At 65.6% G+C, this 25,242-nt stretch carries 21 protein-coding genes; 9 read left to right on the top strand and 12 right to left on the bottom strand.

Translation table 11 applies throughout. The features are described 5' to 3' along the window. Positions 1–11: 11 nt before the first annotated feature. Positions 12–1,103: a lipoate-protein ligase LplAB gene (gene lplAB / locus AC5RVN_RS04890; RefSeq protein WP_494137234.1), complete on the top strand. Its 1,092-nt coding sequence runs from the start codon at positions 12–14 to the stop codon at positions 1,101–1,103. A 33-nt stretch (positions 1,104–1,136) separates the two neighbouring features. On the opposite strand, the gene pepN is transcribed toward lplAB, so the two are convergent. Together pepN and AC5RVN_RS04880 are read right to left on the bottom strand one after the other, a co-directional pair. Then, positions 1,137–3,788 (bottom strand): aminopeptidase N, encoded by a 2,652-nt coding sequence (gene pepN, locus AC5RVN_RS04885; protein WP_494137233.1) that lies wholly within the window; start codon positions 3,786–3,788, stop codon positions 1,137–1,139. A 31-nt stretch (positions 3,789–3,819) separates the two neighbouring features. Continuing rightward, positions 3,820–4,875 (bottom strand): YeiH family protein, encoded by a 1,056-nt coding sequence (locus tag AC5RVN_RS04880; protein ID WP_494137232.1) that lies wholly within the window; start codon positions 4,873–4,875, stop codon positions 3,820–3,822. A gap of 113 nt (positions 4,876–4,988) precedes the next feature. Here AC5RVN_RS04880 and AC5RVN_RS04875 point away from each other — a divergent pair, with 113 nt between their 5' ends. From AC5RVN_RS04875 to AC5RVN_RS04865, 3 genes are read left to right on the top strand one after another with little or no spacing between them, the layout of a single operon-like run. Next, positions 4,989–6,545 carry a circularly permuted type 2 ATP-grasp protein gene (locus AC5RVN_RS04875; protein ID WP_494039668.1) on the top strand — a complete coding sequence of 519 codons (1,557 nt, stop codon included), beginning with the start codon at positions 4,989–4,991 and terminating at the stop codon, positions 6,543–6,545. Between the two features lie 60 nt (positions 6,546–6,605). Further along, the gene (locus tag AC5RVN_RS04870; RefSeq protein WP_102975536.1) at positions 6,606–7,532 is read left to right on the top strand and encodes an alpha-E domain-containing protein; all 927 of its coding nucleotides are present in this window, start codon (positions 6,606–6,608) and stop codon (positions 7,530–7,532) included. Next, on the top strand, positions 7,529–8,380 hold the full coding sequence (locus AC5RVN_RS04865; protein ID WP_494104789.1) for a transglutaminase family protein: 852 nt from the start codon (positions 7,529–7,531) through the stop codon (positions 8,378–8,380). The genes AC5RVN_RS04870 and AC5RVN_RS04865 overlap by 4 nt, the downstream gene beginning before the upstream one ends. A gap of 64 nt (positions 8,381–8,444) precedes the next feature. Here the strand turns inward: AC5RVN_RS04865 and AC5RVN_RS04860 are convergent, their stop codons facing one another. The 3 genes from AC5RVN_RS04860 to glgC all read right to left on the bottom strand — a co-directional run bounded on the left by AC5RVN_RS04860 (position 8,445) and on the right by glgC (position 11,899). Then, a complete protein-coding gene (locus tag AC5RVN_RS04860; RefSeq protein ID WP_494137231.1) occupies positions 8,445–8,912 on the bottom strand; it encodes a pyridoxamine 5'-phosphate oxidase family protein in 468 nt (155 codons plus the stop codon). A 16-nt stretch (positions 8,913–8,928) separates the two neighbouring features. Beyond that, a complete protein-coding gene (locus AC5RVN_RS04855; protein ID WP_494104790.1) occupies positions 8,929–10,380 on the bottom strand; it encodes an SDR family NAD(P)-dependent oxidoreductase in 1,452 nt (483 codons plus the stop codon). A 109-nt stretch (positions 10,381–10,489) separates the two neighbouring features. Further along, positions 10,490–11,899 (bottom strand): glucose-1-phosphate adenylyltransferase, encoded by a 1,410-nt coding sequence (gene glgC / locus AC5RVN_RS04850; protein WP_494104791.1) that lies wholly within the window; start codon positions 11,897–11,899, stop codon positions 10,490–10,492. Between the two features lie 103 nt (positions 11,900–12,002). On the opposite strand from glgC, the gene glgA reads away from it, so the two are divergent. After that, complete coding sequence (gene glgA, locus AC5RVN_RS04845) at positions 12,003–13,208, top strand: glycogen synthase (RefSeq protein WP_494137230.1); 1,206 nt, start codon at positions 12,003–12,005, stop codon at positions 13,206–13,208. A gap of 85 nt (positions 13,209–13,293) precedes the next feature. Here the strand turns inward: glgA and AC5RVN_RS04840 are convergent, their stop codons facing one another. After that, positions 13,294–15,402, bottom strand: a complete 2,109-nt coding sequence (locus AC5RVN_RS04840; protein WP_494137229.1) for an acyl-CoA dehydrogenase family protein — start codon at positions 15,400–15,402, stop codon at positions 13,294–13,296. Positions 15,403–15,477: 75 nt separating this feature from the next. Continuing rightward, positions 15,478–16,236, bottom strand: a complete 759-nt coding sequence (locus AC5RVN_RS04835; protein ID WP_494137228.1) for a TetR/AcrR family transcriptional regulator — start codon at positions 16,234–16,236, stop codon at positions 15,478–15,480. On the opposite strand from AC5RVN_RS04835, the gene AC5RVN_RS04830 reads away from it, so the two are divergent. Genes AC5RVN_RS04830 through AC5RVN_RS04820 form a run of 3 tightly spaced genes read left to right on the top strand, consistent with a single transcriptional unit; the run spans position 16,235 to position 19,857 of the window. Then, complete coding sequence (locus AC5RVN_RS04830; RefSeq protein ID WP_494137227.1) at positions 16,235–17,599, top strand: acetyl-CoA C-acetyltransferase; 1,365 nt, start codon at positions 16,235–16,237, stop codon at positions 17,597–17,599. The genes AC5RVN_RS04835 and AC5RVN_RS04830 overlap by 2 nt on opposite strands. A gap of 9 nt (positions 17,600–17,608) precedes the next feature. Further along, positions 17,609–18,949, top strand: coding sequence for a 3-oxoacyl-ACP reductase (locus tag AC5RVN_RS04825; protein ID WP_494137226.1), 1,341 nt, complete (start codon positions 17,609–17,611; stop codon positions 18,947–18,949). Further along, on the top strand, positions 18,946–19,857 hold the full coding sequence (locus tag AC5RVN_RS04820) for a MaoC family dehydratase (protein ID WP_494039677.1): 912 nt from the start codon (positions 18,946–18,948) through the stop codon (positions 19,855–19,857). Before AC5RVN_RS04825 ends, AC5RVN_RS04820 begins: the two co-directional genes overlap by 4 nt. Positions 19,858–19,867: 10 nt before the next feature. Here the strand turns inward: AC5RVN_RS04820 and AC5RVN_RS04815 are convergent, their stop codons facing one another. The 4 genes from AC5RVN_RS04815 to AC5RVN_RS04800 all read right to left on the bottom strand — a co-directional run bounded on the left by AC5RVN_RS04815 (position 19,868) and on the right by AC5RVN_RS04800 (position 24,065). Then, a complete protein-coding gene (locus AC5RVN_RS04815) occupies positions 19,868–20,935 on the bottom strand; it encodes an FUSC family protein (protein ID WP_494040135.1) in 1,068 nt (355 codons plus the stop codon). A gap of 148 nt (positions 20,936–21,083) precedes the next feature. Then, positions 21,084–22,193, bottom strand: a complete 1,110-nt coding sequence (locus AC5RVN_RS04810) for a serine hydrolase domain-containing protein (RefSeq protein ID WP_494039678.1) — start codon at positions 22,191–22,193, stop codon at positions 21,084–21,086. 30 nt (positions 22,194–22,223) lie between these two features. Next, the gene (locus tag AC5RVN_RS04805) at positions 22,224–23,315 is read right to left on the bottom strand and encodes a glutathione S-transferase family protein (protein ID WP_494039679.1); all 1,092 of its coding nucleotides are present in this window, start codon (positions 23,313–23,315) and stop codon (positions 22,224–22,226) included. Between the two features lie 9 nt (positions 23,316–23,324). Then, positions 23,325–24,065: a M50 family metallopeptidase gene (locus AC5RVN_RS04800; RefSeq protein WP_494039680.1), complete on the bottom strand. Its 741-nt coding sequence runs from the start codon at positions 24,063–24,065 to the stop codon at positions 23,325–23,327. A 137-nt stretch (positions 24,066–24,202) separates the two neighbouring features. On the opposite strand from AC5RVN_RS04800, the gene AC5RVN_RS04795 reads away from it, so the two are divergent. After that, on the top strand, positions 24,203–24,667 hold the full coding sequence (locus tag AC5RVN_RS04795; protein ID WP_494137225.1) for a GatB/YqeY domain-containing protein: 465 nt from the start codon (positions 24,203–24,205) through the stop codon (positions 24,665–24,667). Positions 24,668–24,755: 88 nt separating this feature from the next. Here the strand turns inward: AC5RVN_RS04795 and AC5RVN_RS04790 are convergent, their stop codons facing one another. Continuing rightward, positions 24,756–25,058 (bottom strand): DUF4193 domain-containing protein, encoded by a 303-nt coding sequence (locus tag AC5RVN_RS04790; protein ID WP_104043953.1) that lies wholly within the window; start codon positions 25,056–25,058, stop codon positions 24,756–24,758. Positions 25,059–25,242: the final 184 nt, after the last annotated feature.

Below are 25,242 nucleotides of genomic sequence, written 5' to 3'. Positions count from 1 at the left end.
GGATGGAACACATGATTGCTACGCCCGTTCCAGCTGCTGATTCCGCCTCCCGCCGGCATGGCGAGTACAAAGTGCCGGGCGGCAAACTCGTGGTGGTGGACCTCGACGTTGTGGACGGCCGGCTCGCCGATGTCTCCGTCAGCGGGGACTTCTTCCTGGAGCCCGACGAGGCGCTCCTGGACATCAACCGCGGGCTGACCGGCCTGCCGGACACGACGACGGCGTCCGAGCTTTCCGCGGAGGTCACGGCTTCGCTGCCGGAGGGAGCCGCCCTGTTCGGCTTCTCTGCCGACGCCGTGGCCATCGCCGTCAGGCGCGCCTTGGCGAAGGCGACGTCCTGGGCTGACCACCACTGGGATCTGATTCCGCCCACGGTCCTTCCTACCGAAATCAATGTCGCCCTCGACGAGGTCCTCACCGAGGAAGTAGGCGCCGGCCGCCGCAACCCCACCCTTCGGTTCTGGGACTGGCAGGAGCCGTCCACGGTGATCGGCAGCTTCCAGTCCTACCGCAACGAGGTGGACCCCGAGGGCGTGGCCAGGCACGGCATCATCGTGGTCCGGCGCATCAGCGGCGGGGGAGCGATGTTCATGGAGGCGGGCAACTGCATCACGTACTCCCTGTACCTGCCGCAGACACTGGTGGACGGGCTCAGCTTCGCCGACTCCTACCCCTTCCTGGACGCGTGGGTCATGGCCGCCCTGGAAAAGCTGGGCATCACCGCGTTCTACGTGCCGCTTAATGACATCGCGACTGACCAGGGCAAGATCGGCGGTGCTGCGCAGAAGCGCCTTGCCAACGGCGGCATGCTGCACCACGTCACCATGAGCTACGACATTGACGCGGACAAGATGGTGGAGGTGTTGCGGATCGGCAAAGAGAAACTCTCGGACAAGGGCACCCGCAGCGCGAAGAAGCGGGTGGACCCGCTGCGCCGCCAGACGGGCCTGGCGCGGACCGAGATCATTGCGGCCATGATGGAGGTCTTCAGCGAGCGGTACGGCGCTGCAGTCTCCGAACTCACTGAAACTGAACTCGCCGCTGCCAGCGAGCGCGTGGGCACGAAGTTCGGCACCCGGGAGTGGCTCCACCGGGTCCCCTGACCCTGACGACGGTTGGCCCGACAGGCGCCGCCGTTACGGAGCAGCCGAGGGGGTTTTGACTACTGCGGCCTGGGCTGTCAGAGCACGCAGCAGGTGGCTGCGCTGCTCGATGATGATCCGGCGCAGGGCGCGGGGAGCATCCGTGTTCCCGGCCAGCCACTGATCCGTCCGCAGGATAACCGGATGACCTGCAGGTTCAGCTCCCTCCGTGAGGTCCTGTGCCAGTGGGTACAGGCCCCGCACAATCCGGCTTGCGATCTCGATGCTCCTCCCGTCCCAAACCCCTCGTAGACACTCGAAGTACGGCTCCACGTACGGTTCAAGCAGGACTGGAGGGGCGGTCATGAAACCGCTGATTGTGGCGGTCAGCAGTTGGTTGGACAGTTCGTTTCCCTGCACCGCCGCGTGCCACGCTGCTGCCTTCACGTCCGGATCAGGCCGGGAGGCGAGCGCGGTGGCGTGCCCGGCGCGGCCGGAGGCGGTGGTGTCGCGGCCCAATTCGGCGTCCAGTTCCGCCACGGTCGCCTGGCCGTTCGCCGCCAGGGCGTGCCAGAGGTGCCAGCGCAGCTCGGCGTCCACTGCAAGGCCCTCCACCGGCGCCGTGCCGTGCAGCAGGCCTTTGAGCCGGGGCAGCATGGCTTCGTCGTGCCTGCTGAGGGTGGCAAGCGTCCTGGCCCACGCCAGCTGCTGGTCCGAGCCGGGCGTGGCGCGGTCCAGTTCCGCCGCGGCGGCGGCCAGGAACGAGGTCCGCGCCGCTTTCCGGGCAGCCGCCGGTGTGTAGCGTTCGACGGCGGTGCTTGCGTTGTCCAGGAGGTTCAGCAAAACGCCGATTACTGTTTCAGCAGGTGCGAACCCAGCCACGGCGTCAATGTAGCGGGCAGCCGGGCTTTCGCCGTCCCGTACCGAGTTCCAGAGCGCCGTCCAGCACAAGGCGCGGGCCATCGGGTCAACCATCCGGTCAAGGGAGGCCAGGACCGTGGCCTCGGACGCCGGATCAAGCCGGACTTTCGCGTAGGTCAGGTCATCGTCATTCACCAGCAGGAGCGCGGGCCGCGGCCGGCCCGTGAGCTGGGGGAGCTCTGTCCGTGCACCCGCCACGTCGGTTTCGATACTCCCGGTCCGCACCAGGGAGCCTTCGGCGTCAAAACCGTAAGAACCGATGCGCAGCCGGTGCGGACGCAGTTCCACCCGTCCGGTGACCGGGTCCACAGCCTCCTGGACGATGGTCACGGTGCCCGGGAGGCCGCCGTCGCCCGCATCCCCGGTGGCGTCCGCGGAAGGGAGCTCCAGCGACAGGGTGGAGATGCCGGAGGTCTGAAGCCACTGCTGCGCCCACCCCGCCAAGTCCCGCCCGGAGGACGCGCTGAGGGCCGCCAGGAGATCGGACAGGGACGTGTTCCCGTACGCATGCTGCCGGAAGTATTCGCGGGAGCCGGCGATGAACGCCTCGAATCCCACGTATGCCACGAGCTGCTTGAGCACTGAGGCGCCCTTGGCGTAGGTGATGCCGTCGAAGTTCTGCTTGGCCGCCTCGAGGTCCGGAATGTCCGCCACGATCGGATGGGTGGTGGGCAACTGGTCCTGTACGTAGGCCCAGGCCTTGCGCTTATTGGCGAAGTTCACCCAGGCGGTGTCCCATTCGGTGGCGCGGTCCACGCCCAGGGTGCCCATGTAATCGGCGAAGGACTCCTTCAGCCACAGGTCATCCCACCAGTGCATGGTCACCAGGTCCCCGAACCACATGTGCGCCATCTCGTGCATCAGGGTGTTGGCCCGGCCCTGGTACTGCGCGTCGGTGGTGCGCGAGGTGAAGACGTAGCTCTCGGTAAAGGTCACCAGGCCGGGATTCTCCATCGCACCAAGGTTGTATTCGGGCACAAAGGCCTGATCGTACTTGCCCCAGGGGTAGGGATAGTCGAAGAGCCGGTTGAAGAAGTCCAGGCCGTTCCTGGTGAGCTGGAACAGCTCGTGGGTGTCAAAGGATTCTGCCATGGATGCCCGGCAATACAGGGCGAGCGGCACGTCCAGGAACGTGCCGTCGTCGAGCGTTGCCTGCCACCGGTCCTCTGCCTTGAAGTAGGGCCCGGCCAGCACGGTGGTGATGTACGTGGACAAGGGTTTGGTGGGGGCGAAGTCCCAGCACGCCGCAGCCGGGTCCCCGGCAAGTGCGGTCCGGTTGACCTCCGTGCCGTTGGAGGCAACGTGCCACTGGGCGGGTGCGGTCACATGGAACGTGAAGGTGGCTTTGAGGTCGGGCTGTTCGAAATTGGCGAAGACCCGGCGGGCGTCGGCGGGCTCGTACTGCGTATAGAGGTAGCACTGGCCGTCGGCGGGGTCCACGAACCGGTGCATGCCCTCACCGGAACGGCTGTACAGCGCGGTAGCGCTGACAGTCACCTGGTTCTCGGCCTGCAGGTGGTCAAGCCTGATCCTGGCACCTTCCACCACATCCTCAACGCGGAGTTCCTCACCGTTAAGAAACACGCTGTGGACGTCGCCAATGAAATCCAGGAACGTGGAGGCCCCCGGCTCTGAAGCGGTGAACGAGATGATGCTGCGGCTTGGGTAACCGGCCACCTGCGGGTCCGCGGCCTGGCGAACGTCCAGCGAAACGTCGTAGCTGGTGGTGCTGATCAGGGCTGAACGTTCGGCGGCTTCGTTGCGCTGCAGATTCTCATTTGACACTCAGCTATCTAATCACGGGGCTGTTCTTCGTTCACCCGGCGATCAGCAGGGCAGCCGCGAGCCCCAGCAGGGCAATCAGGAGCCAGGACGCGAGGGCTGCCAGGAGCGCACGTCCGCCGGTGTGAAGGAGCAGGCGGATCCGCACAGCGGAGCCCAGGCCGAACAGCGCGGCGCCGAGCAGGATGTCCTGCAGCCCAGCCCCTGCCTCCAGCCAGCCCGCCGGGAGCCAGCCGGTGGACCGGAGGCCCACCATGGCCACGAAGCCGAGGACAAACAGGGGCACCACCGGCGGCAGTTTCACGTCCCCGCCGTCCGTGTCCGGACCGGGTCTGGCAGCGAGGCGCTGGTGCGCGCCGGCGATGGCGGCCACGGGGGCCAGCAGCAGCACCCGGGTGAGCTTGACGACGACGGCGATGCCCAGCGCGGCGGACCCGGCAGTTTGCGCCGTGGCCACGACCTGGCCCACGTCGTGCACAGAAGCCCCGGTCCAGGCGCCGAAAACCGGTGCGCTGAGCTGCAGTGGATGGACCAGGAGCGGCATGACCCCGATTGCCAGCGTGCCGCAGAGCGTCACGAGCGCCACCGGCAGGACGGTGTCCACGTGCCGGATCCGACGGACGGCAGCCATGGCACCGATGGCGGAAGCACCGCAGATCGAAAAGCCTGTGGCCACCAGGAGTGACGTCACCGGCGGAAGCCGGAACAGCCGGGAGATGAGGTAGGTTCCGCCGAAGCCCGCGGCCACCACTGCCGCTATCAGCACCAGCGCCAGCCAGCCCAGTCCCAGGACGTCCATGACGCTCACTTTCAGGCCCAGCAGGACGATGCCGCCGCGCATCAGGTGCTTTCCGGCGAAGTCCAGTCCCGGTCGGGCCCTTCCGGCAGTCCAGACGCCCGTTGCCGGGAGGTTGGCCGCCAGGACACCCAGGACCACGGCCAGGGTCATGGCCGGGAGTACGGGAACGAACCGGTGGACCAGGAAAGCTGCGGCGAGTGCAACAGCCGCCGTGGCAAGGCCGGGAAGCAACCGGTCGGCACCGCCGGAGACGCCCGGGCCGGGGCTGGGGAGGCTTCTGCGGACTGGCACTCACCTACTGTGCCGGAAAAGACGCAGGATGCACGAACCAGACCACCTCAGCCAACACGCCACAATGGATGGCAGTAATGAATTCGAAACAAAAAGATGGTTGGCTATTGGACATGTCAGACCTATTCCAGGATTACTCCGTGGCCGCCGGCCGGACCGGAGCCTACGACGAGATGTTCGCCCCCGGGCAACAGGCCCGGGGCTCCTATGGGCAGGTGGCGGACGCCCTTCGCAAGCTCTCCCTCGCCGATGTCAGCGCCCGTGCGGACTCGATGGCGCGTACCTTCCTGGACCGTGGCGTCACCTTCGACTTCGCAGGGGAGGAACGGCCCTTCCCGCTGGACATCGTTCCCAGGGTCATTCCCGCTGCCGAATGGGACGTGTTGGAACGCGGCGTCGCCCAGCGCGTGCACGCGCTCGAGGCGTTCCTCAACGACGTGTACGACAAGATGAACGTGGTGTCCGACGGCGTGATACCCCGGCAGCTGGTGACCACCAGCGCACACTTCCACCGCCAGGTCCACGGTTTCGAACCGGCCGGCGGCGTCCGCGTGCACGTTTCAGGCATCGACGTCGTACGTGATGCAGCCGGAACCTTCCGCGTGCTGGAGGACAACGTCCGCGTACCCTCCGGCGTGAGCTACGTCCTGGAGAACAGGCGCGCCATGGCCAAGGGCCTGCCCGAAGCGTTCGGCCAGCAGCTCATCCGCCCGGTGGAGGAATACCCCCGCCGGCTCCTCTCGGCCCTGCGCAAAACCGCGCCCGCCGGTGTGGACGATCCCACGGTCGTCGTCCTGACCCCCGGGGTGTTCAACAGCGCCTACTTCGAGCACACCCTGCTCGCGGGCCTGATGGGTGTGGAACTGGTGGAGGGCCGGGACCTCATCTGCCGCGGAAACCGCGTGTACATGCGCACCACCGCCGGGGAGCAGCGCGTGGATGTCATTTATAAACGGATCGACGACGACTTCCTGGACCCGCTGCAGTTCCGGGCCGATTCCATGCTCGGCTGCCCCGGGCTCGTCAACGCCGCCCGGGCCGGCGGGGTGACCATCGCCAACGCGGTGGGCAACGGCGTCGCGGATGACAAACTGGTCTACAGTTACGTCCCGGACCTCATCCGCTACTACCTCAACGAGGAACCCATCATCGCGAACGTGGACACCTTCCGCCTGGAGGAGAAGGAAGCCCGCGAGTACACCCTGGACAACCTGTCAGAGCTTGTGGTCAAGCCGGTGGACGGCTCGGGCGGCAAGGGCCTGGTCATAGGCCCGGACGCTTCCAAGGATGAACTCGACGCCCTCCGCCAGCGGGTCATTGCCGACCCCCGCGGCTGGATTGCCCAGCCGGTGCTGCAGCTCTCCACCGTCCCGACCCTGGGCGGCGACAAGTTCGGACCCCGCCACGTGGACCTGCGGCCTTTCGCGGTGAACGACGGCGACAACGTCTGGGTACTGCCCGGCGGCCTTACCCGCGTGGCGCTCAAAGAGGGGTCGCTGATTGTGAACTCCAGCCAGGGCGGCGGTTCCAAGGACACCTGGGTCCTTGCGGATTCGCCCCAGGTGCCGGTGGAAACTCTGCCGCGGCCCTCCATTTCAGTCCGCGAGCGTGTCTCCGTATGGCCGGTGGAGAGCAACTGGCGCGACCGCCAGTCGGAGCAGCAGCAGTGACCCGGGCCATGATCGAACCATTGTCTTTTCCAGTGTCGGGCCCGCAGGAGGTAGCCGCGAATGCTTAGCCGTATTGCCGAGTCCCTATTCTGGATCGGCCGTTATGTGGAGCGTGCCGATGGCACCGCGCGCATCCTCGATGTGCATCTGGAGCGGCTGAACCACCTGCCTATGGACGAACGCAAGAGCGTGGCGCAGGAACTCCTGGCCGTGATGGGCGCACGACCACAGAGCGAGGACTTCGGGCTGCCGGAACTGCTCCACGCCCTGGCATACGACAAAACCAGCGCCACCTCCATTGCAGGGTCCCTGGGAGCAGCACGGGAAAACGCCCGCCGCGCCCGCGAGACAGTGTCATCGGGACTGTGGGAGAGCCTCAACACCACCTACTACGGGTTAAGCCAGCACCGCAAGGACGTGGTGGGCACCTACCGGTTCTGCAACTGGACGCTGGAACGCACAGCCATGGTGAGCGGCCTGGCGGACACCACGGTGAGCCACGACGAAAGCTGGCTGTTCCTGGTGCTGGGCCGGTCCCTGGAGCGGGCTGACATGACCGCCCGCATGCTTTCCACCCGGGACGTCCTGTCAGCCGGGATGTCCTGGGTCAACATGCTCCGGTGCGCCGGTGCCTACGAGTCCTTCCTGCGCACCCGCAGGGCGGCGTTCGGCGACCAGCACGCCGCAGAGTTCCTGCTCCTGGACCGGCTGTTCCCGCGGTCCATTGTGTACGCGCTCCGGGACGCCGACGAGTGCCTCGCCAAACTTGATCCCTCCGCCCAGCGCGTGGGCTTCATCAACGACGCCCGCCGGATTGTGGGCCAGGCCCGCACGTTCCTGGAGTTCCACCGCACGGACGACCTCATGTCCGAACTGCCTGAACACATGGAACGCGTGCAGAAGGCAGTGTCCCAGGCCTCGGACGCCATTTCCCGTAAGTACTTCAATCAGGCGGACGAACTGGCCTGGGTGGGAGAAGTTTCATGACCCGGCTGAGCATCGTCCACAAGACGGCCTACAAGTACAACAAGCGCGTCACGCTGTCCTATAACGAGGCGAGGATGACGCCCCTGACCGATTCCCAGCAGGTGGTGCTGGAATCGGTGGTCAAGGTTTCGCCGTCGCAGGCTGCCGTGAGCACCTACCGCGACTACTGGGGGACCAGGGTCACTGCCTTTGACATGCAGATGCCGCACGAGCACCTCGAAGTGGTTTCCAACATCACGGTGGAAGTGCACCGTGCCGAGAAGATCCCTTCCGAGCAGGACATTGTGGGCTGGGACGTCCTCGCCTCACCCGAGACCCTCAATACGTTCAGCGACTGGCTTCCGCAGTCCAGGCTGAGCGGTCCCGGTGACGAGGTCCTGGGCATCGTCCCCGGGGTGGTGGCGGACAAAAACCCGCACGACGCCGCCATGGCCGTCTTCGAGTGGATGCGCGGTGAGATGACCTATATGTCCGGCTCCACTGCCGTCACCACCAACGCTGAAGAGGCTTGGAACCAACGGCAGGGTGTGTGCCAGGACCTGGCGCACCTCGCCATCGGTGCGCTGCGGAGCTGCGGCATCCCTGCCCGGTACGTTTCGGGATACCTGCACCCCCGGTCCAGTGCCGGCATCGGCGAAACGGTGGCCGGCCAGTCCCATGCGTGGCTGGAATTTTGGGACGGCGACTGGCGGAGCTGGGATCCGACCAACCATAAACCTGCCGGCGACTTCCATGTCACCGTGGCCCGGGGGAGGGACTACCGGGACGTGTCCCCGCTGAAAGGCATCCTGTCCGGCGGTGGCGGGTCTGCGCTGAACGTGAGTGTGGAGATCACCCAGCTGGCCTGATGCTGCCTGCCGTTCGACGGCACCGTTCCGCCTCAGGCGTCCGCGGATGCGGACGCCTGAGGCTTTACTCAGGGACCGTCCTGCCAACGCCGCTGAGCTGGGTCCACCAGGTGAGCGGTTCCGTCACCTTGAACCGCCGGCCGGTGAGACTGTCCGGGGTGATGCGGACGAACGCGTCCTTCTTGCCTGCCTGCCAGGGGAAGAGGTACAGCTCCGTGGTCCCCAAAACCTCGTCGGTTGCAGTGACGACGTCCGCAGTGCCCTTCGCCACGACGCTCCACGCCAGCCCCGTGTCCGGGTCCACGCCGTCCGCCTCCAGGGCCACCGGGGCGCTCCCTGACGCGCCGGCCAGCTTGGTCCCTTCGCCGGTCCTGAAGACGAGGGTACCGCCGTCCACCGTGTAGTTGATGGGGAAGATATCTGGACGCCCGTCAGCCAGGACCGCGAGCCTGCCCACGGACACCGTCCGCAGCATGGCCCGGCATTCGTGGCGTTCCAGGTTCTGTACGTCAGGAGGGGTCTCAGGGCTCATGCCGCTGAGCATAGGCCTACCAGGGGCTCGGCTTGTAGTCCTTCAGGAACACCCCGTACTGGTCCTCGCCGTGCTCGCCCATCACGATGGGGTCGTAGACCCGCGCCGCCCCGTCCACTAGGTCCAGGGGTGCGTGGAAGCCCTCCTCCATGAGCCGGACTTTGGTGAAGTGGGGCCGTTCGTCAGTGATCCAGCCGGTGTCGACGGCGGTCATCAGGATGCCGTCCGTGTCCAGCATTTCCTGCGCGCTGGTCCGGGTCATCATGTTCAGGGCCGCCTTGGCCATGTTGGTGTGCGGGTGCCCGGGGCCCTTGTAGGCGCGCGAGAACTGGCCCTCCATGGCGGAGACGTTGACGATGTACTTCCGGTTCGCGGTGGACCGTTTCATCGCGGGCCGGAGCCTGCTGACCAGCAGGAACGGGGCTGTGACGTTGCAGAGCTGGACCTCGAGCATTTCGAGCGGGTCCACCTCATCGACCACCTGCGTCCAACTGTTGATGGTGGCAAGGTCCGGAACCAGCCCGCCGGCGTCGATGGCCGTTCCTGAGGCGATGCGCTCCAGTGAAGCGGAACCGGTGGAGAGCGCCAGTGAGGTGATGGCGTCACCGGCGAGGACCGGATGCTCCGTGACGCTGCTGGCCAGAGCCAGGGGGTGCTTGTCATGCGCATGGCCGAAGGTCACGAGCTCGGGGCCGCCGTTGGCCTGCTCAAGGGCCGCGGGAAGCGGTTCGTCCTCCGCGTCCACCAGCGGCTTGTAGGCGTTACCGGACCGGCGCACTGTCTGGGCCGCGTTGTTGATGATGATGTCCAGCGGGCCGGCCTCGTTGAGCGAGTCGGTCAGGGCCATTACCTGGGCGGGGTCGCGCAGGTCGATGCCCACGATGCGGAGCCGGTGAAGCCACTCGCCGCTGTCCTCCATGGCAGCGAACCGGCGGGCCGCGTCCTTGGGGAACCGGGTGGTGATGGTGGTGTGGGCGCCGTCCCGGAGCAGCCGGAGCGCGATGTACATCCCGATCTTGGCCCGGCCGCCGGTGAGCAGGGCGCGGCGTCCGGTCAGGTCAGTGCGGGCGTCCCGCTTGCCGTGGTTAAACGCGGCACACTCCGGGCAGAGCTGATGGTAGAAGGCGTCAACCTGGGTGTAGTGCTGCTTGCAGATGTAGCAGGGGCGGGAGCGGATCAGGTGACCCGCCACCTTGCCGGTAGCCGAGGGGGCCAGCTTGTTTCCACGGGTTTCGTCGTCGATCCGGTCCGGGGCTGCGGTTGCCGTCTGGGCGATCACGGCCCGGTCAGCCTCGGAAATCAGGTCCCGCTTGGTGACGCGGCGGTGCCTCTTGACGGCCTTGAACATTTTGCCGGTGGCTCGGCGCACCGAGATATAGTCCGGATGCTCCTCGTCATAGGCGTGGATCGTGTTGAGGACCTTGAGGCAGGCCTGGATTTCCTCAGGCGTCAAATCGGGGGAGCTCATTGTACCGATTTTACAGCCTCCGGCTCCCCTGCTGCCCGCCCCGCAGTCAACGGGGCGGGCAGCAGGGGAGCGGTCCCTGGCAGAGGCGGGGAGCGCTTCTTCGAAGCGATCAGGAGATGCGGGCGCCGGAAGCTGTTTCTGCTGCTGCGGCAGCGTGCGTCTTGGCGACCTTGTCCACGGATTCCCGAAGATCCGGGTACTGCTCCGCTGCTGCCTTAATCGCGTTCGGCACAAGATGCAGGTTGGCGGCAGCAAGCTTGCGCTCTTCGTCTCCGGGCTCGGGAACTTCCTGGCCCTTGGCCAGGACGGTGATTCCGGAATCGGTGACCTTGAAGCCGCGGGCGCGGTCCAGGTCCGGGTCGAGTCCGATTGCGGCTCCCGCCGGCACCTTGACGTTTTTGTCGATGATGGCCCGGTTGATGACGGCGCCCTCACCGATCTGCACTTTGTCCATCAGGACCGAATCGATGATCCGGCTGCTGGTGGCCACGTAGACATCGTTGGAGAGGACCGAGCCTTCCACCACGCCGCCGGAGATCACCACGCCATTGGAGACAATCGAGTCCAGGGCGGCGCCCACAGTGTTGTTCTGGCCGCGGACGAACTTGGCCGGCGGGGAAATGCTCTGCCGGGTGTAGATGGGCCATTCGGAGTTGTACAGGTTGAAGACCGGCAGCGGGGAGATGAGGTCCATGTGGGCGTCGTAAAACGAATCGATGGTGCCGACGTCGCGCCAGTACGTACGGTCCCGCTCGGTTGAGCCGGGGATGTCGTTGAGGGTGAAGTCGTAGACACCGGCTTCGCCCTGGTTCACGAAGTAGGGGATGATGTCTCCGCCCATGTCGTGCTTGGTGTCCAGCCGCTCGGCGTCCACGTGCAGGGCTGCGACGAGTGCGTCGGCGTCGAACACATAGTTGCCCATTGAGGCCAGGAACTGGGAGGGGTCTGCGGCCAGTCCGGGGGTGGTGGCGGGCTTTTCCACGAAGGCCGCGATCTTCTGGGGATCGTTCTGGTCCACTTCGATCACGCCGAACTGGTCGGCCATGTGCAGCGGCTGCCGTACCGCGGCGACAGTCGCCTTGGCGCCGCTGTTGACGTGCTGCGCCACCATCTGGGCGAAATCCATCCGGTAGACGTGGTCAGCGCCTACTACCACCACGATGTCCGGGTTGGCATCGTGGATAAGGTTCAAGGACTGGTAGATGGCATTGGCGCTGCCGAGGAACCAGCTCTTGCCCACACGCTGCTGGGCCGGAACGGAGGCCACGTAGTTGCCCAGCTGCGTGGACATGCGCCAGGTCTCAGAGATGTGGCGGTCAAGGCTGTGGGACTTGTATTGGGTGAGAACGACGATCTGAAGGTAGCGGGAATTCACCAGGTTGGACAGGGCGAAGTCAATCAGGCGGTAGCTTCCCGCGAACGGTACCGCGGGCTTCGCACGGTCTGCCGTCAGTGGCATCAGTCTGTTTCCCTCGCCGCCTGCGAGGACAATGGCCAGGACTCTTTTGTTCAACGGCATATTTGGTCGCTCCTGTACGCCTTCGTAACTCCCCAAGACAGTCCGGCATGCCCGGACTCCTTCACACTAGAACAGTTAAGCGTGAAGGACTACCTTGGTGCTTGTGCGAATAGACATTGTGACTAAAGAGTTCCCGCCTGAGATCTATGGTGGCGCCGGGGTCCACGTGGCCGAATTGAGCAGGGTGCTTAGTAAGCACGTTGACCTGCAGGTTCGTGCTTTCGGGGCTCCCCGCGACGCTGACTACCACGGTGCCGGAGTGACCTCCTACGCGGTCCCGGAGGACCTGGGATCAGCTAACGCCGCTGTCCAGACCCTTGGGGTGGACCTGCGGATCGTCCCTGACATCGAGGGCGCGGACCTGGTCCATTCACACACCTGGTACGCCAACATGGCAGGGCACCTTGCGTCCCTGCTCCACGGGATTCCGCACGTTCTGAGCGCCCACAGCCTCGAACCGCTTCGTCCCTGGAAGGCGGAGCAGCTTGGCGGGGGCTACGCTTTGTCCTCCTGGGTGGAGAAGACAGCTTACGAGGCCGCTGCGGCCATCATCGCCGTATCGGAAGGCATGCGGCAGGACATCCTGCGCAGCTACCCCGACGTGGACCCGGCCAAGGTGCGGGTGGTCCACAACGGCATCGACGTGGGGCTGTGGAACCGCGATGAGAACACCGACGCGGTCCGCGCCCTGGGCATTGATCCGGACAAGCCGAGTGTCGTTTTTGTGGGGAGAAACACGCGCCAGAAGGGCGTTCCCTACCTTCTGCGAGCCGCCGCCAAGCTTCCGGCCGACGTCCAGCTGGTCCTCTGTTTGGGTGCTGCCGACACACCGGAACTGGCCGCGGAGACGGCCCGCCTGATCGAGGACCTTCAGCGGGAGCGGACCGGCGTTGTCCTGATTGAACGCATGCTGCCCCGCCATGAGCTCATCCAGGTGCTCAGCCATGCCACCGCCTTCGCCTGCCCCTCCATCTACGAACCGCTCGGCATCGTCAACCTCGAAGCCATGGCCTGCGGCGCCGCCGTTGTGGCCAGCGCCACCGGCGGTATTCCCGAGGTGGTGGACCACGGCCGCACCGGGCTCCTCGTGGATCTGGAACAGGTCACCGACGGCACCGGCACGCCCCTTGACCCGGAAAAGTTCGTCACCGAATTCGCCGCCGCCCTCACCGAAGTGGTCTCCGACCCCGACCGTGCCCGCGCCATGGGACAGGCCGGCCGGCTGCGCGCGGAACAGCACTTCTCCTGGGAATCGATCACCGAAACAACCCTTGAGGTGTACCGCTCGGTGCTGCCGGCACAGAGTTAGCAGCTCTTTCCAGCACAAACGACGACGGCGCCGCCCCCTCGCAAGGGGAGCGGCGCCGTCGTCGTTTTCCTGCGCCCGGGTGACGTCAGTTCCGCTTCCCCGCCACGGTGCGGGCGAGGAGCACCTTCTCATCCACGGGTGCCTGGCCGCTGGCCCGCTGGTTGCGGAAGTAGGCGCGCGCCTCGTCCTGCCGCTCTTTCTCGGCGCCGGTGGCGATCCTTGCCCTGACGTGCTGTTCGCCGTAGCCGAAGGCGTCCACGAGGTCCACGGCATGGGGACGGAGCCTTACCAGCAACCGGTTGATGTACCCGCCCACGGTGCGGCCCCGCTGCATGGAAAGGCGGCCGTTCATGAGGTACCAGGACAAGTTCTTTTCGATTAGCGAAAGCCCGAACAGGTCCCGCAGCCAGGTCAGCACGGTCTTCGTGCCGGGATCAGCAACATCGCGCAGCGCATCCGTGAACGCCTCCCACTGAAGCAATTCTGCATGCGCCTGGGCTGCGTCGATGAGTTCATTCTGGTGCCTGTTGAACAGGGCTGCCCCCTTCTCCTGCGACAGCCGTCCCGCCCCCTTGAGAGCCGCAGCCGCCTCGGCCACCATGGTCTGCACGCGGTCGGTGAGGAGCGCGCGCTGGCCCTCCTCGTCGCGGAGGGCAATGGCCGCTTTTTGCACGGAGCCGGTGTCGGCCACGAACTGGGCCACCTGGCGCAGGCCGGTGCGGTGGATGGCCGCTCCGGTCGCCTGGCCGACAACGTAGCGTGCCAGCACCCCGAAGTCCACGCTCCGGAATTCCTTGGCGTAATCACCCAGGAGCCGCTTGGCGACCAGCTGAAGCAACACCGTGTTGTCGCCTTCGAAGGTGGCGTAGACGTCCAGGTCGGCCCGCAGTGATGCAAACCGGTTCTCGATCAGGAACCCGGCGCCGCCGGATGCTTCGCGGCACTCCTGCAGGGTGTCCAGCGCATGCCAGGTGCTGAGCGGCTTCAGTGCGGCAGCCAGGGTCTCCAGGTCCTGGCGGTCTTCGTCCGTATCGTGGGCCCCGGAGAACACGTCGTCGAACTTTTCCAGCAGCTGCTCGTGGGCGAAGCTGGCCGCGTACGTGGTGGCCAGCCTTGTCAGCAGGCGTTTCTGGTGCCGCTGGTAATCCAGGAGCACTTCCTCTTCGGTGTGCGAGGAGGCGTTGAACTGCCGGCGTTCGGTGGCGTATTGGATGGCCGCCTTCAGAGCGACCTTGGATGCGGCAACAGCAGCGCCGTCCAGCGACACCCGGCCCTGCACCAGGGTGCCCAGCATGGTGAAGAAGCGGCGTCCCGGGCTGGCGATGGGGGAGCTGTACCGTCCATCGGCGTCCACGTCGCCGTAGCGGTTGAGCAGGTTGGTCCGCGGGATCCGGAGGTGTCTGAAGTGAAGCCGGCCGTTGTCGATGCCGTTGAGTCCGCCCTTGATGCCGTCATCCTCGCCGCCGATGCCGGGCAGGAAGTCCTTGGTGACCGGGTCACGGAGATCCACGTAGAAGGCGTGCACCCCGTGGTTGACGCCCCGGGTGACCAACTGGGCGAACACCACCGCGGCTAGGCCGTCCGTGGCCGCGTTGCCGATGTAGTCCTTCCAGGCTGCCCGGAAGGGCGTGTGCACGACGAATTCATCAGTGGAAGGGTCGTAGGTCGCGGTGGTGGCGATGCTGGCCACATCAGAGCCATGACCGGTTTCCGTCATGGCAAAGCAGCCAGGAATCTGAAGGTTCATGATGCCCGGAAGCCACTTTGCGTGGTGTTCGGCGGTGCCGAGGTGCATCACCGCGGAACCGAAAAGCCCCCACTGGACGCCGGCCTTGATCTGCAGCGAGGGGTCCGCCACCACCAGTTCCTCAAAGCCTGCGATGTTCCCGCCGTGGTCATCGGAGCCGCCCAGCGACTCGGGAAACGCCCGGTGCACTGCCCTGTTGTCCACGAGGTACTTCAGCTGCCCGAACACGCGGGCACGGTGTTCCGTGTGGGTCAGGCCTTCAATCTTGTGCAGTTCCGGTTGCGCGGCCAGGTTCCTGGCCTGGCGGCGGGTGGCGGCCCACTTGCCCAACAGTTGCTCACCCAGCGCGTCGACGTCGACGGCGGGCTGGGCGGAGGCTGTGCCCGGGGCGGCCGTTGCGGCGGGGCTTTGCCGGTTTCGGGCGGGACGGTCCACTAGTTCAGTCATGTCGATGTCCTTTATTGGTGCTGACAGGTGGGGTGGCGCTGCGGGGGATCATGGGGATCATGGGGATCATGGGGATCAGGCGTCGGGGCCGGACAACTTGGGCAGTTCAGGAGCAATCCCAACGCACAGCCAGGCCGTTATCTGCCGTGCCATCGCTTCCTGCCCGGGTTTCGTTGCGGAGTCCGGGGTACTGAGCCATTGTTCTCCCGCGTTCCGCACCAGCCCGATGGCCGCTTTGGGCCAGTAGCCGATGACGGCCTCCTTGCCATCGCCCAGGTGTGAGCGCATGGGAGTGGCAATCATGTCTGCCACGGCGTCAAAGAAGTGCCCCAAGGCAGCGGACCCGGCGGCCGAGTCCCTGGAACGGTCCTGTTCAGCAGCCGCATGCTGTGTGACGAAGGTGTAGACGTTCGGGCTCGTACTGGCCATCTGCAGGTAGGCAGTCACCATGGCAAGCAGACCTTCGCGTGGTGTGACGGCGCTCTGCGCGGCTTCCTGGATCCGACGCTGCATCTGGCTGAGGACAACTTCGCCTACAGCCTGCTGAAGTCCGGCTTTGTCCCCGAAATAGCGGTAAAAGACGGATTTCGAGGTTCCTGCTGCGGCGGCAATGTCCTCCATGGAAGCGTCGCTGCCAAGGGCGTGCACTGCCCGTCGGGCTGACTTGATCAGCTCCCTGCGCCGCTCCTCCCGGTGGCTCTGCCAGCGGGACGAGCGCCCGTCTTCGGGCGCGATCACAGCGACTGGTGCGGGGCGTTGCCGGGTGTTCACGATACCCAGCGTATCAGGTACGCTGGGTATCGGTAACCGAACGTGACCCGAGGAGATACCCATGTCCATTGTCGGACAGTCCACCACCGGACAAGACGCTGCCGGAACTCCCGCCGCAAGCTCCGCCCCTGCACATCGCCGCGCAGTCATTGTTGGAGGCAACCGCATCCCGTTCGCGCGGTCGGGCGGCGCCTACGCCAAGTCCTCCAACCAGGACATGCTTACAGCCGCCCTGGACGGGCTCATCGCACGGTTTGGTCTGCAGGACGAACGCATCGGGGAAGTGGCTGCCGGGGCGGTCCTGAAGCACTCACGGGATTTCAACCTCACCCGTGAGGCGGTGCTCGGTTCCGCCCTCTCCCCGGACACACCGGCCTACGACCTCCAGCAAGCCTGCGCCACAGGCCTTGAAACGGTGGTAGGCCTGGCCAATAAGATCAAACTGGGCCAGATTGACTCAGCGATCGCAGGCGGGGTGGACTCAGCGTCCGACGCCCCTGTGGTGGTCAGCGAGGGACTGCGCGAAGTGATCCTCGACCTCAACCGGGCCAAGAGCCTTCCGCAGCGGCTGCAGATCCTGAGCCGCCTGCGGCCCAAGGACCTGGCGCCGCTTGCCCCGGGAACCTCCGAGCCCAGGACCGGACTGTCCATGGGGGAGCACCAGGCGCTGACCACAGCCCAATGGAAGATCTCGCGTGAGGCGCAGGATGAAATTGCCCTGAACAGCCACCGGAACCTCGCGGCGGCCTACGAGACAGGCTTCTTTGATGACCTGCTCACCCCTTACCGCGGCCTGACCCGGGACGGAAACCTGCGTCCTGACACCTCCCTGGAAAAGCTCGCAGCCCTCAAACCCGTCTTCGGCAAGAACCTCGGCGCGGACGCCACCATGACGGCTGGAAACTCCACCCCGCTGACCGACGGCGCCTCCACCGTGCTGCTGGCTTCCGAAGAATGGGCCGATGCCCGCGACCTGCCTAAGCTCGCAGCCGTGGTGGATGGGGAAGCAGCTGCGGTGGATTTCGTGCACGGCAAGGACGGACTCCTGATGGCACCGGTGTTCGCCGTGCCCAGGCTGCTCTCCCGCCAGGGCCTCACCCTGGACGACATCGACTTCATCGAAATCCACGAGGCCTTCGCGGCCACAGTCCTCAGCATGCTGGCCGCCTGGGAGGACGAGGAATTCGGCCGGACCCGGCTCGGATTGCCAGGTGCCTTCGGCAAGGTGGACCGGTCAAAGCTGAACATCAATGGGTCCTCACTTGCTGCAGGCCACCCCTTCGCCGCGACCGGCGGCCGAATTGTTGCTTCGCTCGCCAAAACACTGCATGAAAAGGCGCTTACTGACGGGCGCCCCGCCCGCGGCCTCGTCTCGATCTGCGCAGCCGGCGGCCTGGGCGTTGTTGCAATCCTGGAATCACTGTAGGGGGCACGGATGACGGATACATACGCACAACTGGTAAACCAGGGCCTGGGCAGGAACGTAGCCAAAAAGCTCGGGCTTCCCCAGCCGGCAGTCCTGCGCCGGTACGAGCCCGGGGAACCGCTGATCACGGGACCCGTCCTGGTCCAGGGAAGCACGGCAGGCGCTGACACCCTGGCCGCCGAACTGCTCTCCTGGGACCTGGATGTCCGGCGCCACGCCGTTCCGCGGGAAAAACTTGGAGCCATCATCCTGGTACTGGATGACGTGGCCCAGCCGGAAAACCTGGGAAAGCCCGTCCTCTCCGCTGCAGCTTCCCTCCGGGACCTGGCTGCGGGAGGCCGTGTCATTACCGTGTCCCGGCGGGCGTCGGACGCAACCACCCCGGCGGCGGCAGCAGCGCGGCAGGGCGTGGACGGCTTCCTGCGTTCCCTGGCGAAGGAACTGCGGGCCGGCGCCACCGGCAACGGTATTCTGCTGGCACCGGACGTGCAGACCACCAGCCCGGGCGCACTGGCGGCAGTCCGCTTCTTCCTTTCGGGCCGTTCCGCCTTTGTGGACGGCCAGTTCATCACGGTCTCGACAGCCGCGGGAGAACCTCCGCAGGACGTGGGAAAGCCACTGAAGGGCAGGGTCGCCGTCGTCACCGGAGCAGCCCGGGGCATCGGCGCGGCAATCGCCAGGACGCTGCACCGGGACGGCGCCACCCTGGTCCTGGTGGACATCCCGGCAGCCGGCGACCAGTTGGCAGCGGTAGCCAACGAAGTGCGGGGGACTGCGCTCCAGCTGGACATCAGCAGGAACGACGCCGGGCAGAGGATCCTTGGGCACGCAGTCCAGCGGCACGGGCGGCTGGACATCATGGTCCACAACGCCGGCATCACCCGGGACAAGCTCCTGGCCAACATGGATGAAGCCCGCTGGAACTCGGTAATCGACATCAACATTGCGGCCCAGCTCCGGATTAACGAGGCACTCCTTGGGTCCGAACACTTCCGCGCTTCTCCGCGGATCGTCTCCGTCGCCTCCACCAGCGGCATTGCGGGAAACCGGGGACAAACAAACTACGCAGCATCCAAGGGCGGTGTCATGGGCATGGTCCGTGCCACCGCGCCGCTGATCAGTGCCCACGGGGGAAGCATCAATGCCGTGGCGCCCGGCTTTATCGAAACCGAGATGACGGCCCGGGTGCCGCTGGTTCTGCGGGAGATGGGGCGCCGCCTCAACTCGCTGCAGCAGGGCGGACAACCAACCCACGTGGCCGAAACCATCGCCTTCCTTGCCAGCGACGCCGCCGGCGGTATCAACGGTGAAGTACTGCGGGTCTGCGGGCAGTACGTGATGGGAGCATGATGCACGCACAACCGGTGACCCTGGGCGAAATGCCGTCGCTGTCGAAGCTGTACGTAAATGCCGCAGCCCAGGCGGCCCGGCGCAGGTTGCTTGGAACGCATGACGGCTCCGTTCTCCCGGGGGAAGGCCACGAGGTCCGCGGGGTCACGGTAAACGTTGAAAACCTCACTGCCTACCAGCACCTCATCGGCGAAACTGCCAGTGATGTCCTGCCCGCAGGCTTCATCCATGCCCTGGCGTTCCCCCTCGCCATGAGCGTCATGAACCGGGACGACTTTCCGCTCCCGCTGCTGGGCATGATCCACCTTCGAAACAGCGTGGAACACAGAGCGCCGGTGCTGTTCACGGACGCCCTGGACATTACTGCGCACGTCGAAAACTTGCGCGGCCACCGTGCGGGGACTCAAGTCGACGTGGTAACTGAGGTGCGTCTGGCCGGCAAGGAAGACACTTCCTGGCAGGGTACGTCAACCTACCTCGCCAAGGGGGTTTTCCTCCCCGGCATCGACAAACCATCAGCGGCTCCGGCACACACCGGGTTCACGGCCCCGGACCCCACGGGGCTCTGGCAGTTGGGGGTAGACACCGGAAGGGCCTACGCGGCCGTATCCGGGGACTTCAACCCCATCCACCTCAGCGTGCTGTCAGCCAAGGCGCTTGGGATGCGGCGCTCCATCGCCCACGGCATGTACCTTGCGGCCAGGGCGCTCGCCGACGTCGGTGCTGTCCGTGGTGATTCTTTCTCCTGGGACGTGGACTTCGAGGCTCCGGTCTTCCTTCCCTGCCGGGTGGCGCTGGATATCAGTACGGTGCAGGGCGCCGCGGGAAACTGGGAGCGCTCCGACTTTTCAGCGTGGAACCCGCGGTCCGGCCGCAGGCATTTCAGCGGCTCGGTCAAGGCCCTTTAGTCTTCCTTTCCTACGACGGCGTTGCCTCGCCGCCGGGACGGACGGCACGCAGGATCCGGTGAAGGCTGAGGAGGATCGACTCGGACGCGGGGAGGGCGCCCTCTTGCAGCTCCCGGGCGGCGGTGGCTGCCGCGGCGGCGTTTACAGCCGTCGTGGCGGCGGCGAAAAGCACCTCCTGCTCCGCTGTGTCCGCACCGGTGATTGAGGAAAGCAAATTGCCGGCTGCGGTGATCGCGTCGGCAAGCGGTCCGCTGTCCTGCAGCGGAACGGTGTAGGGCACGTCGCTTTCCCAGATGACGTCCGAGAGCACGTCCGTCATGTCCTGGACGTGGAACGTCACCCGCTCCAGTTGTCGAAGGTTGCGGTAGTCGTCGTCGATATCACGGGGGTGGAGCCTGCGCCGGGGGTTGGCGCGCCGGCTGGCGTCAGCTTCTTGAACGAGGTGCCGGACGGAGCGCGCGGCCGATGCGAGCTCCTCGGAGCGGCGCGACCATTCCTCGTGTTCAGGCGGCCACTCTTCCTTCAGCGCTGCACCCATGTCTGTCAACTGCTTGCCCAGGGCAAGGCGTAAGTCATCCAGGCTGGCCGCGGCCGCCTTCAGGTGCAGCGGGGGAAAAACCAGGAAGTTCACGGCGATGCCCACACCCACGCCCACGCCCATCTGCATTAGGTATCCGAAAGAAAATTCGTCTGCATTGTTGCCTCCCACAAGGAGGACCAGCAGGGCCGCCGTCGGAATCCAGTCGCTGCCGGAACCTATGCCCCGAACCCCGCCCAGCAGCACACCTATCCCCATGAACAAGGCCACCGTCAGGGGTGAGGGATCCGCAATGGTCACGAGGATGACAGCGAGGCCTATGCCGACGGCGAGCCCGGCAAGGGCCTGGAAGCCCTGGCGCACTGAGCCTGCGACGTTGTGGTACATCGCCACCAGTGCTCCCAGCGGCGCGTAGTAGGGGTAGTTGGCTGCTGCCCCCGGCATCAGCGGGGCGATCAGGAAGGCCAGGCCCGCGGCCAGGGCGGCCTTCGCCGCCAACTGCAGGCGCTGTGCAGCGAACGCAGCGGACAGTCCTTCCACTGCCTGCTTCAGGTACTGGGTGCCCCAGGCCCACCGGACTGCCGGACGTGCTTGAGATTTGGCCATTCAATTAACCCTAGGGCGCCCGCCAGGGCGGGGACAAAGCCGCTGGTCAGGCCGGGGACCGGGGCATCCGGTGTGGCCGTTTTCAGGACAAGGCTGCCACTGAACGGCGCACGGCGGCGCCAAGTTGGTGGGCTTTGCCCGGCGTTCGTCCGTCCTCAGCCCGCCGGGGAATGTAGCCAAACCCGAGCCCGTAAGCGGGGTCAGCGAACCCCAGGGCCGCATTGGCGCCCTCGTGGCCGAAGGCACGGTGGCTGCCGAAGTTCCGGGAGGGGTGGGGCTTCATGAACACCACGGCAAAGGCGTTGTCCAGCCCGGAGGACCGGTCAAGGCCCCACACCTGCTCCTGGGACATCAGCTCCACTGTTGCGGGGCGCAGGAAGGCCTCTCCGCCGTCGATTCCGGTGGTGGCCGCGGCGTAAAGCCTGGCCAGGCCATCGGCGGATCCCACTCCGCCCGCCGCCGACATGCCGGCGGCCCGCACTGCGCGGATGTTCGGGAGCTCCATGATGGTGCTGACAGCCGCGTTGCTGTTCAGGCCGTCAAGGCTAAGGGGGTCCAGCCAAGGCTCCTGCGGGTCGCCGGTGTAGAGCACGTCCCTGTACCGGGTCTCCAACTCCTGGGGCAGGCCAAGGAAGAAGTCGATGTCCCGGGCGGTCCGGATCCTCCGGTCATAAATTCCCTGAAGCGGTTCTCCGGCGGTCCGGCGGCACAGCTCCTCCATCAGGATCCCGATGGTCAGGGCGTGGTAGCCGAACTGCCGCCCCGGCTGCCAGGACGGCCGTGCGGCGGCCAGGCGGGCGGCAGCACCGGGGGTGGTGAACTCATCCAGCGCGAACCCGCCCTCCACACCTGGAAGCCCGGCCTGGTGTGACAAGGCTTCCCGCACCAGCAACCTGTCCTTGCCATGGACCGCAAACTCGGGCCAGTAGTGGGCCACCGTAGCGTCGAGGTCAAGCAGTCCGTCCTGGACGAGTAGTGCCATCACCATCGCTGCCACTCCCTTGGAGCAGGAGTAGGCGCCGGTTATCGTGTCCGCGTCCATGTCCGGTCCACCCGTGAGTGCCACCACCTGCTTCCCCTGGTGGTAGGCGGCGAGTTGGGCACTGTACTCAGGATCCGCGTCCAGGAATGATTCGAAGAGCTCCAGTACGTTTTCGTAGCCGGGCGTTATGTGGCATTGGGATATCTGCATCCGGCAAGTTTAGCCAGAAAGCGATTTCCGTCAGGAGTGCGCTCCGTGTCCGGGGGCAACTTCTTCCCCTTGCTTTACCGGCCCCGGTGGAGTCCCGTCCCCGAAGGGACGGCCGCCCAAGGCTTCCCGCCCGTGGTCCTCCAGCCATCCGTTCAGGGCAGGGCCGGCCGGGACAATACCGGTGGGATTGATGTCCTCGTGCACGATGTAGTAGTGCTGCTTGATCTGCACGAAGTCTGTGGTGTCGCCGAAGCCGGGAGTCTGGAACAGGTCGCGTGCGTAGCCCCATAGTGCCGGCATCTCGCTCAGTTTTTGCCTGTTGCACTTGAAGTGGCCGTGGTAGACGGCGTCGAAGCGGGCCAGGGTGGTGAACAGCCGGACGTCGGCTTCTGTAATGGTGTCGCCTACCAGGTACCGCTGCCGGGAGAGCCGTTCTTCCAGCCAGTCCATGGCAGACCAGAGCCGGGCGTAGGCGGAGTCGTAGGCTTCCTGCGAGCCGGCGAAGCCGCAACGGTAAACCCCGTTGTTGACTTCAGTGAAAACCCGCTTGTTGACCGCGTCGATTTCCTCGCGAAGATGCTCGGGGTACAGCTGGGGCGCGCCGGGGCGGTGGTATCTCGCCCACTCGGTCGAGAAGTCCAGGGTAATCTGCGGAAAGTTGTTGGTGACAACGGCGCCTGTAGCGACCTCGACAATCGCCGGGACGGTGATGCCGCGCGGGTAGCCGGGGAAGCGCCTGAAGTACGCCTCCTGAAGGCGCTCGATCCGCAGGACCGGGTCAACGCCGTCGGGGTCCAGGTCAAACGTCCAAGACCGTGCGTCGTGTGTGGGGCCGGGCTGGCCGAGGGAAATGGCGTCTTCGAGCCCCAGGAGGCGGCGGACGATAACTGTCCGGTTGGCCCAGGGGCAGGCCCTGGCAGCAATGAGGCGGTAGCGCCCCGGCTCCGCGGGCCAGCCAGGTTCGCCGTTAAGGCCCGGCCTGCCGTCTGAGGTAATCCGATCCTCGATGTAGTTGGTGTCGCGGTTGAACTCCGCTCCGCCGGTGACGTAGGCGCCACGGGTGCTGTGCTCAGAGGTACTGCCGTTTATTGCCTGCTGGGTGCTTTCCGTTTCCTGGCTCATGGATCCACCCTATGCGCCCGCCGGCAGGACTGCGGAGATCGGCTGCCACGCGGCAAGCCAGGACCCCACAATGAAGACCATGAACAGGACGATCCAGACACCAGAGGGGATGGCGGTAGCGCGGTACAGCAGGTAAGCGTCCGAGCTGGCGAGCCGGTCCCTCCGCCGCAGGTGCACGTGGGTGAGCTTGATAAGGTCGCGGACGGCACCCACCAGCAGCACCAGGCCTAGAATGACGGTCACGTGACCCACGAACCGGTCCGGCACCAGGAAAATGAGGGCCGTGTTGGCGGCAATGGCGGCGGCAGTAATCAGGAAACCCGCGGGGTTGCGGAGGAAGAGCAACGTGGCAGCCAGGGCAACGGTGCTGGCCGCTAAAGCTGCCGGACCCCACCCGTTGAAGCCGCACCAAACGAGCGCAGCGCCAACAACGGCAGGCACGGGGTAGCCCCAGAAGCAGGACCACACGGTGGCAAGCCTGCTCCGGCTGTACGTAGTGGTGGCGCCTGAATGGTCGAAACGCAGCCTTATGCCGGATAACCGCTGCCCGCTCGTGACGGCAGCGAAGGCATGGCCCAATTCATGGGTGGCAGTCGACAGCAGGCCAACGTATTTCCATGACCGGCGGGGCACTGACAAGGCGGTAACAATGGCGAGGGCCACCAGCAGCTCAACAAAGGAGATGGCCGGGACATCCGTGTGGCTGAAGGCGGCAAGGATCGTGTTCCAGGGGTTGTCCGGAAGGTTCATTGATTGGTGTCGAGAATCGGGTGGTCATGTGCGGCCATAAGCCCCTACGGTACTAGGGATGGGAAGACGCTGCCGCGGCGCCCTGCGCCGCCCCCGCCCCGTCCAAAGGCAACAGTAAACATAGGAACAGAGGAAACGTGTCATTTCTAAAGGAACGGCTGCAGGCCGACGTCGTCATCCATATGAAGGAGCGCAACAAGACCGCACTGACCACCGTCAGGAACGTCCTGGGCGAGATTGAGACCCGTGAAAAATCGGGAAAGACACCCGTCCAGCTCGATGACGCGCAAGTAACAACCCTGCTCCAGAAGGAAGCCGCGAAGCGGCGGGACACCGCCGGGATTTATGCAGAAGCCGGACAGCCGGACCGTGCGGCGGCGGAAATTGCCGAAGCGGAAGTGATTGAGTCTTACCTGCCCAAGCCGCTGACTTTGGCGGAGGTGGAGGCAATTGTCGATGAGGTCATCGAGGGGCTCCGCGCCGGGGGCCGCGAGCTGACGGCCCGCCAGATGGGCGAAGTCATGAAGCCTGTGACAGCTGAGGTTGCAGGCCGCTTCGACGGCAAGGAAGTCAGCCAGCTGGTGCGGCAGAAGCTCGCTTAAAAGCGAAAGGCACGTCCACCAATTGGCGGGCGTGCCTTTCGCTCAGTTGTGGGAGCGGCTGCAGCAGCCGTACCGTCTGGTTGCCTGATCAGCCTTCGCACTCTGTGCAGTAGGTGTGGCCGTCCTTCTGGCGCGCAATCTGCGAGCGGTGGCGGACCAGGAAGCAGGAGTAGCAGGTGAATTCGTCCTCTGCCTGCGGGATGACCTGCACCACGAGCTCCTCAGCGACAAACTCGCCGCCGGGTACGCCCGCGCCGTCGAGGCCGTCAGCTTCGTCCAGCTCCAGGACAACGCTGCGCGCGTCGGGAGCGTTGGCTGACTGGAGCTGCTCGAGAGAGTTGTCCTGCGATTCCTTGACGTCGGAACGCAGTTCATCGTAATCGGTTGCCAATTTAGGTGCTTCTCTTTTCTTTGGTTCGTCTGTCGCGTATGAAACGTACAGCATCATCCGGGTATTCCCCAATAGCGGGAGTATATTGACTGCCGTTTGGGTAGAGGTTTAAAGGAAGCGGCCTCAAGGTTCATCACCCTACTGTGGCTGCAAGGCAGGGGAGGCCGCGGTGGACGCTGCGGTC

The organism is Arthrobacter sp. sptzw32 (genome assembly GCF_059089735.1).
The sequence above is the reverse complement of the archived record's forward strand: the minus strand, read 5'-3'. Positions and strand labels throughout refer to the sequence as shown.

Coding starts and splice junctions, on each gene's coding strand:
- AC5RVN_RS04800 (WP_494039680.1), bottom strand. CDS start 24,065: ATGAACCTTCCGGACAACCCCTGGAACACGATCCTTGCCGCCTTCAGC.
- AC5RVN_RS04875 (WP_494039668.1), top strand. CDS start 4,989: ATGTCAGACCTATTCCAGGATTACTCCGTGGCCGCCGGCCGGACCGGA.
- AC5RVN_RS04825 (WP_494137226.1), top strand. CDS start 17,609: ATGACGGATACATACGCACAACTGGTAAACCAGGGCCTGGGCAGGAAC.
- lplAB (WP_494137234.1), top strand. CDS start 12: ATGATTGCTACGCCCGTTCCAGCTGCTGATTCCGCCTCCCGCCGGCAT.
- AC5RVN_RS04810 (WP_494039678.1), bottom strand. CDS start 22,193: ATGCAGATATCCCAATGCCACATAACGCCCGGCTACGAAAACGTACTG.
- AC5RVN_RS04820 (WP_494039677.1), top strand. CDS start 18,946: ATGATGCACGCACAACCGGTGACCCTGGGCGAAATGCCGTCGCTGTCG.
- AC5RVN_RS04855 (WP_494104790.1), bottom strand. CDS start 10,380: ATGAGCTCCCCCGATTTGACGCCTGAGGAAATCCAGGCCTGCCTCAAG.
- AC5RVN_RS04805 (WP_494039679.1), bottom strand. CDS start 23,315: ATGAGCCAGGAAACGGAAAGCACCCAGCAGGCAATAAACGGCAGTACC.
- AC5RVN_RS04840 (WP_494137229.1), bottom strand. CDS start 15,402: ATGACTGAACTAGTGGACCGTCCCGCCCGAAACCGGCAAAGCCCCGCC.
- AC5RVN_RS04870 (WP_102975536.1), top strand. CDS start 6,606: ATGCTTAGCCGTATTGCCGAGTCCCTATTCTGGATCGGCCGTTATGTG.
- AC5RVN_RS04830 (WP_494137227.1), top strand. CDS start 16,235: ATGTCCATTGTCGGACAGTCCACCACCGGACAAGACGCTGCCGGAACT.
- AC5RVN_RS04835 (WP_494137228.1), bottom strand. CDS start 16,236: ATGGGTATCTCCTCGGGTCACGTTCGGTTACCGATACCCAGCGTACCT.
- glgC (WP_494104791.1), bottom strand. CDS start 11,899: ATGCCGTTGAACAAAAGAGTCCTGGCCATTGTCCTCGCAGGCGGCGAG.
- AC5RVN_RS04860 (WP_494137231.1), bottom strand. CDS start 8,912: ATGAGCCCTGAGACCCCTCCTGACGTACAGAACCTGGAACGCCACGAA.
- AC5RVN_RS04865 (WP_494104789.1), top strand. CDS start 7,529: ATGACCCGGCTGAGCATCGTCCACAAGACGGCCTACAAGTACAACAAG.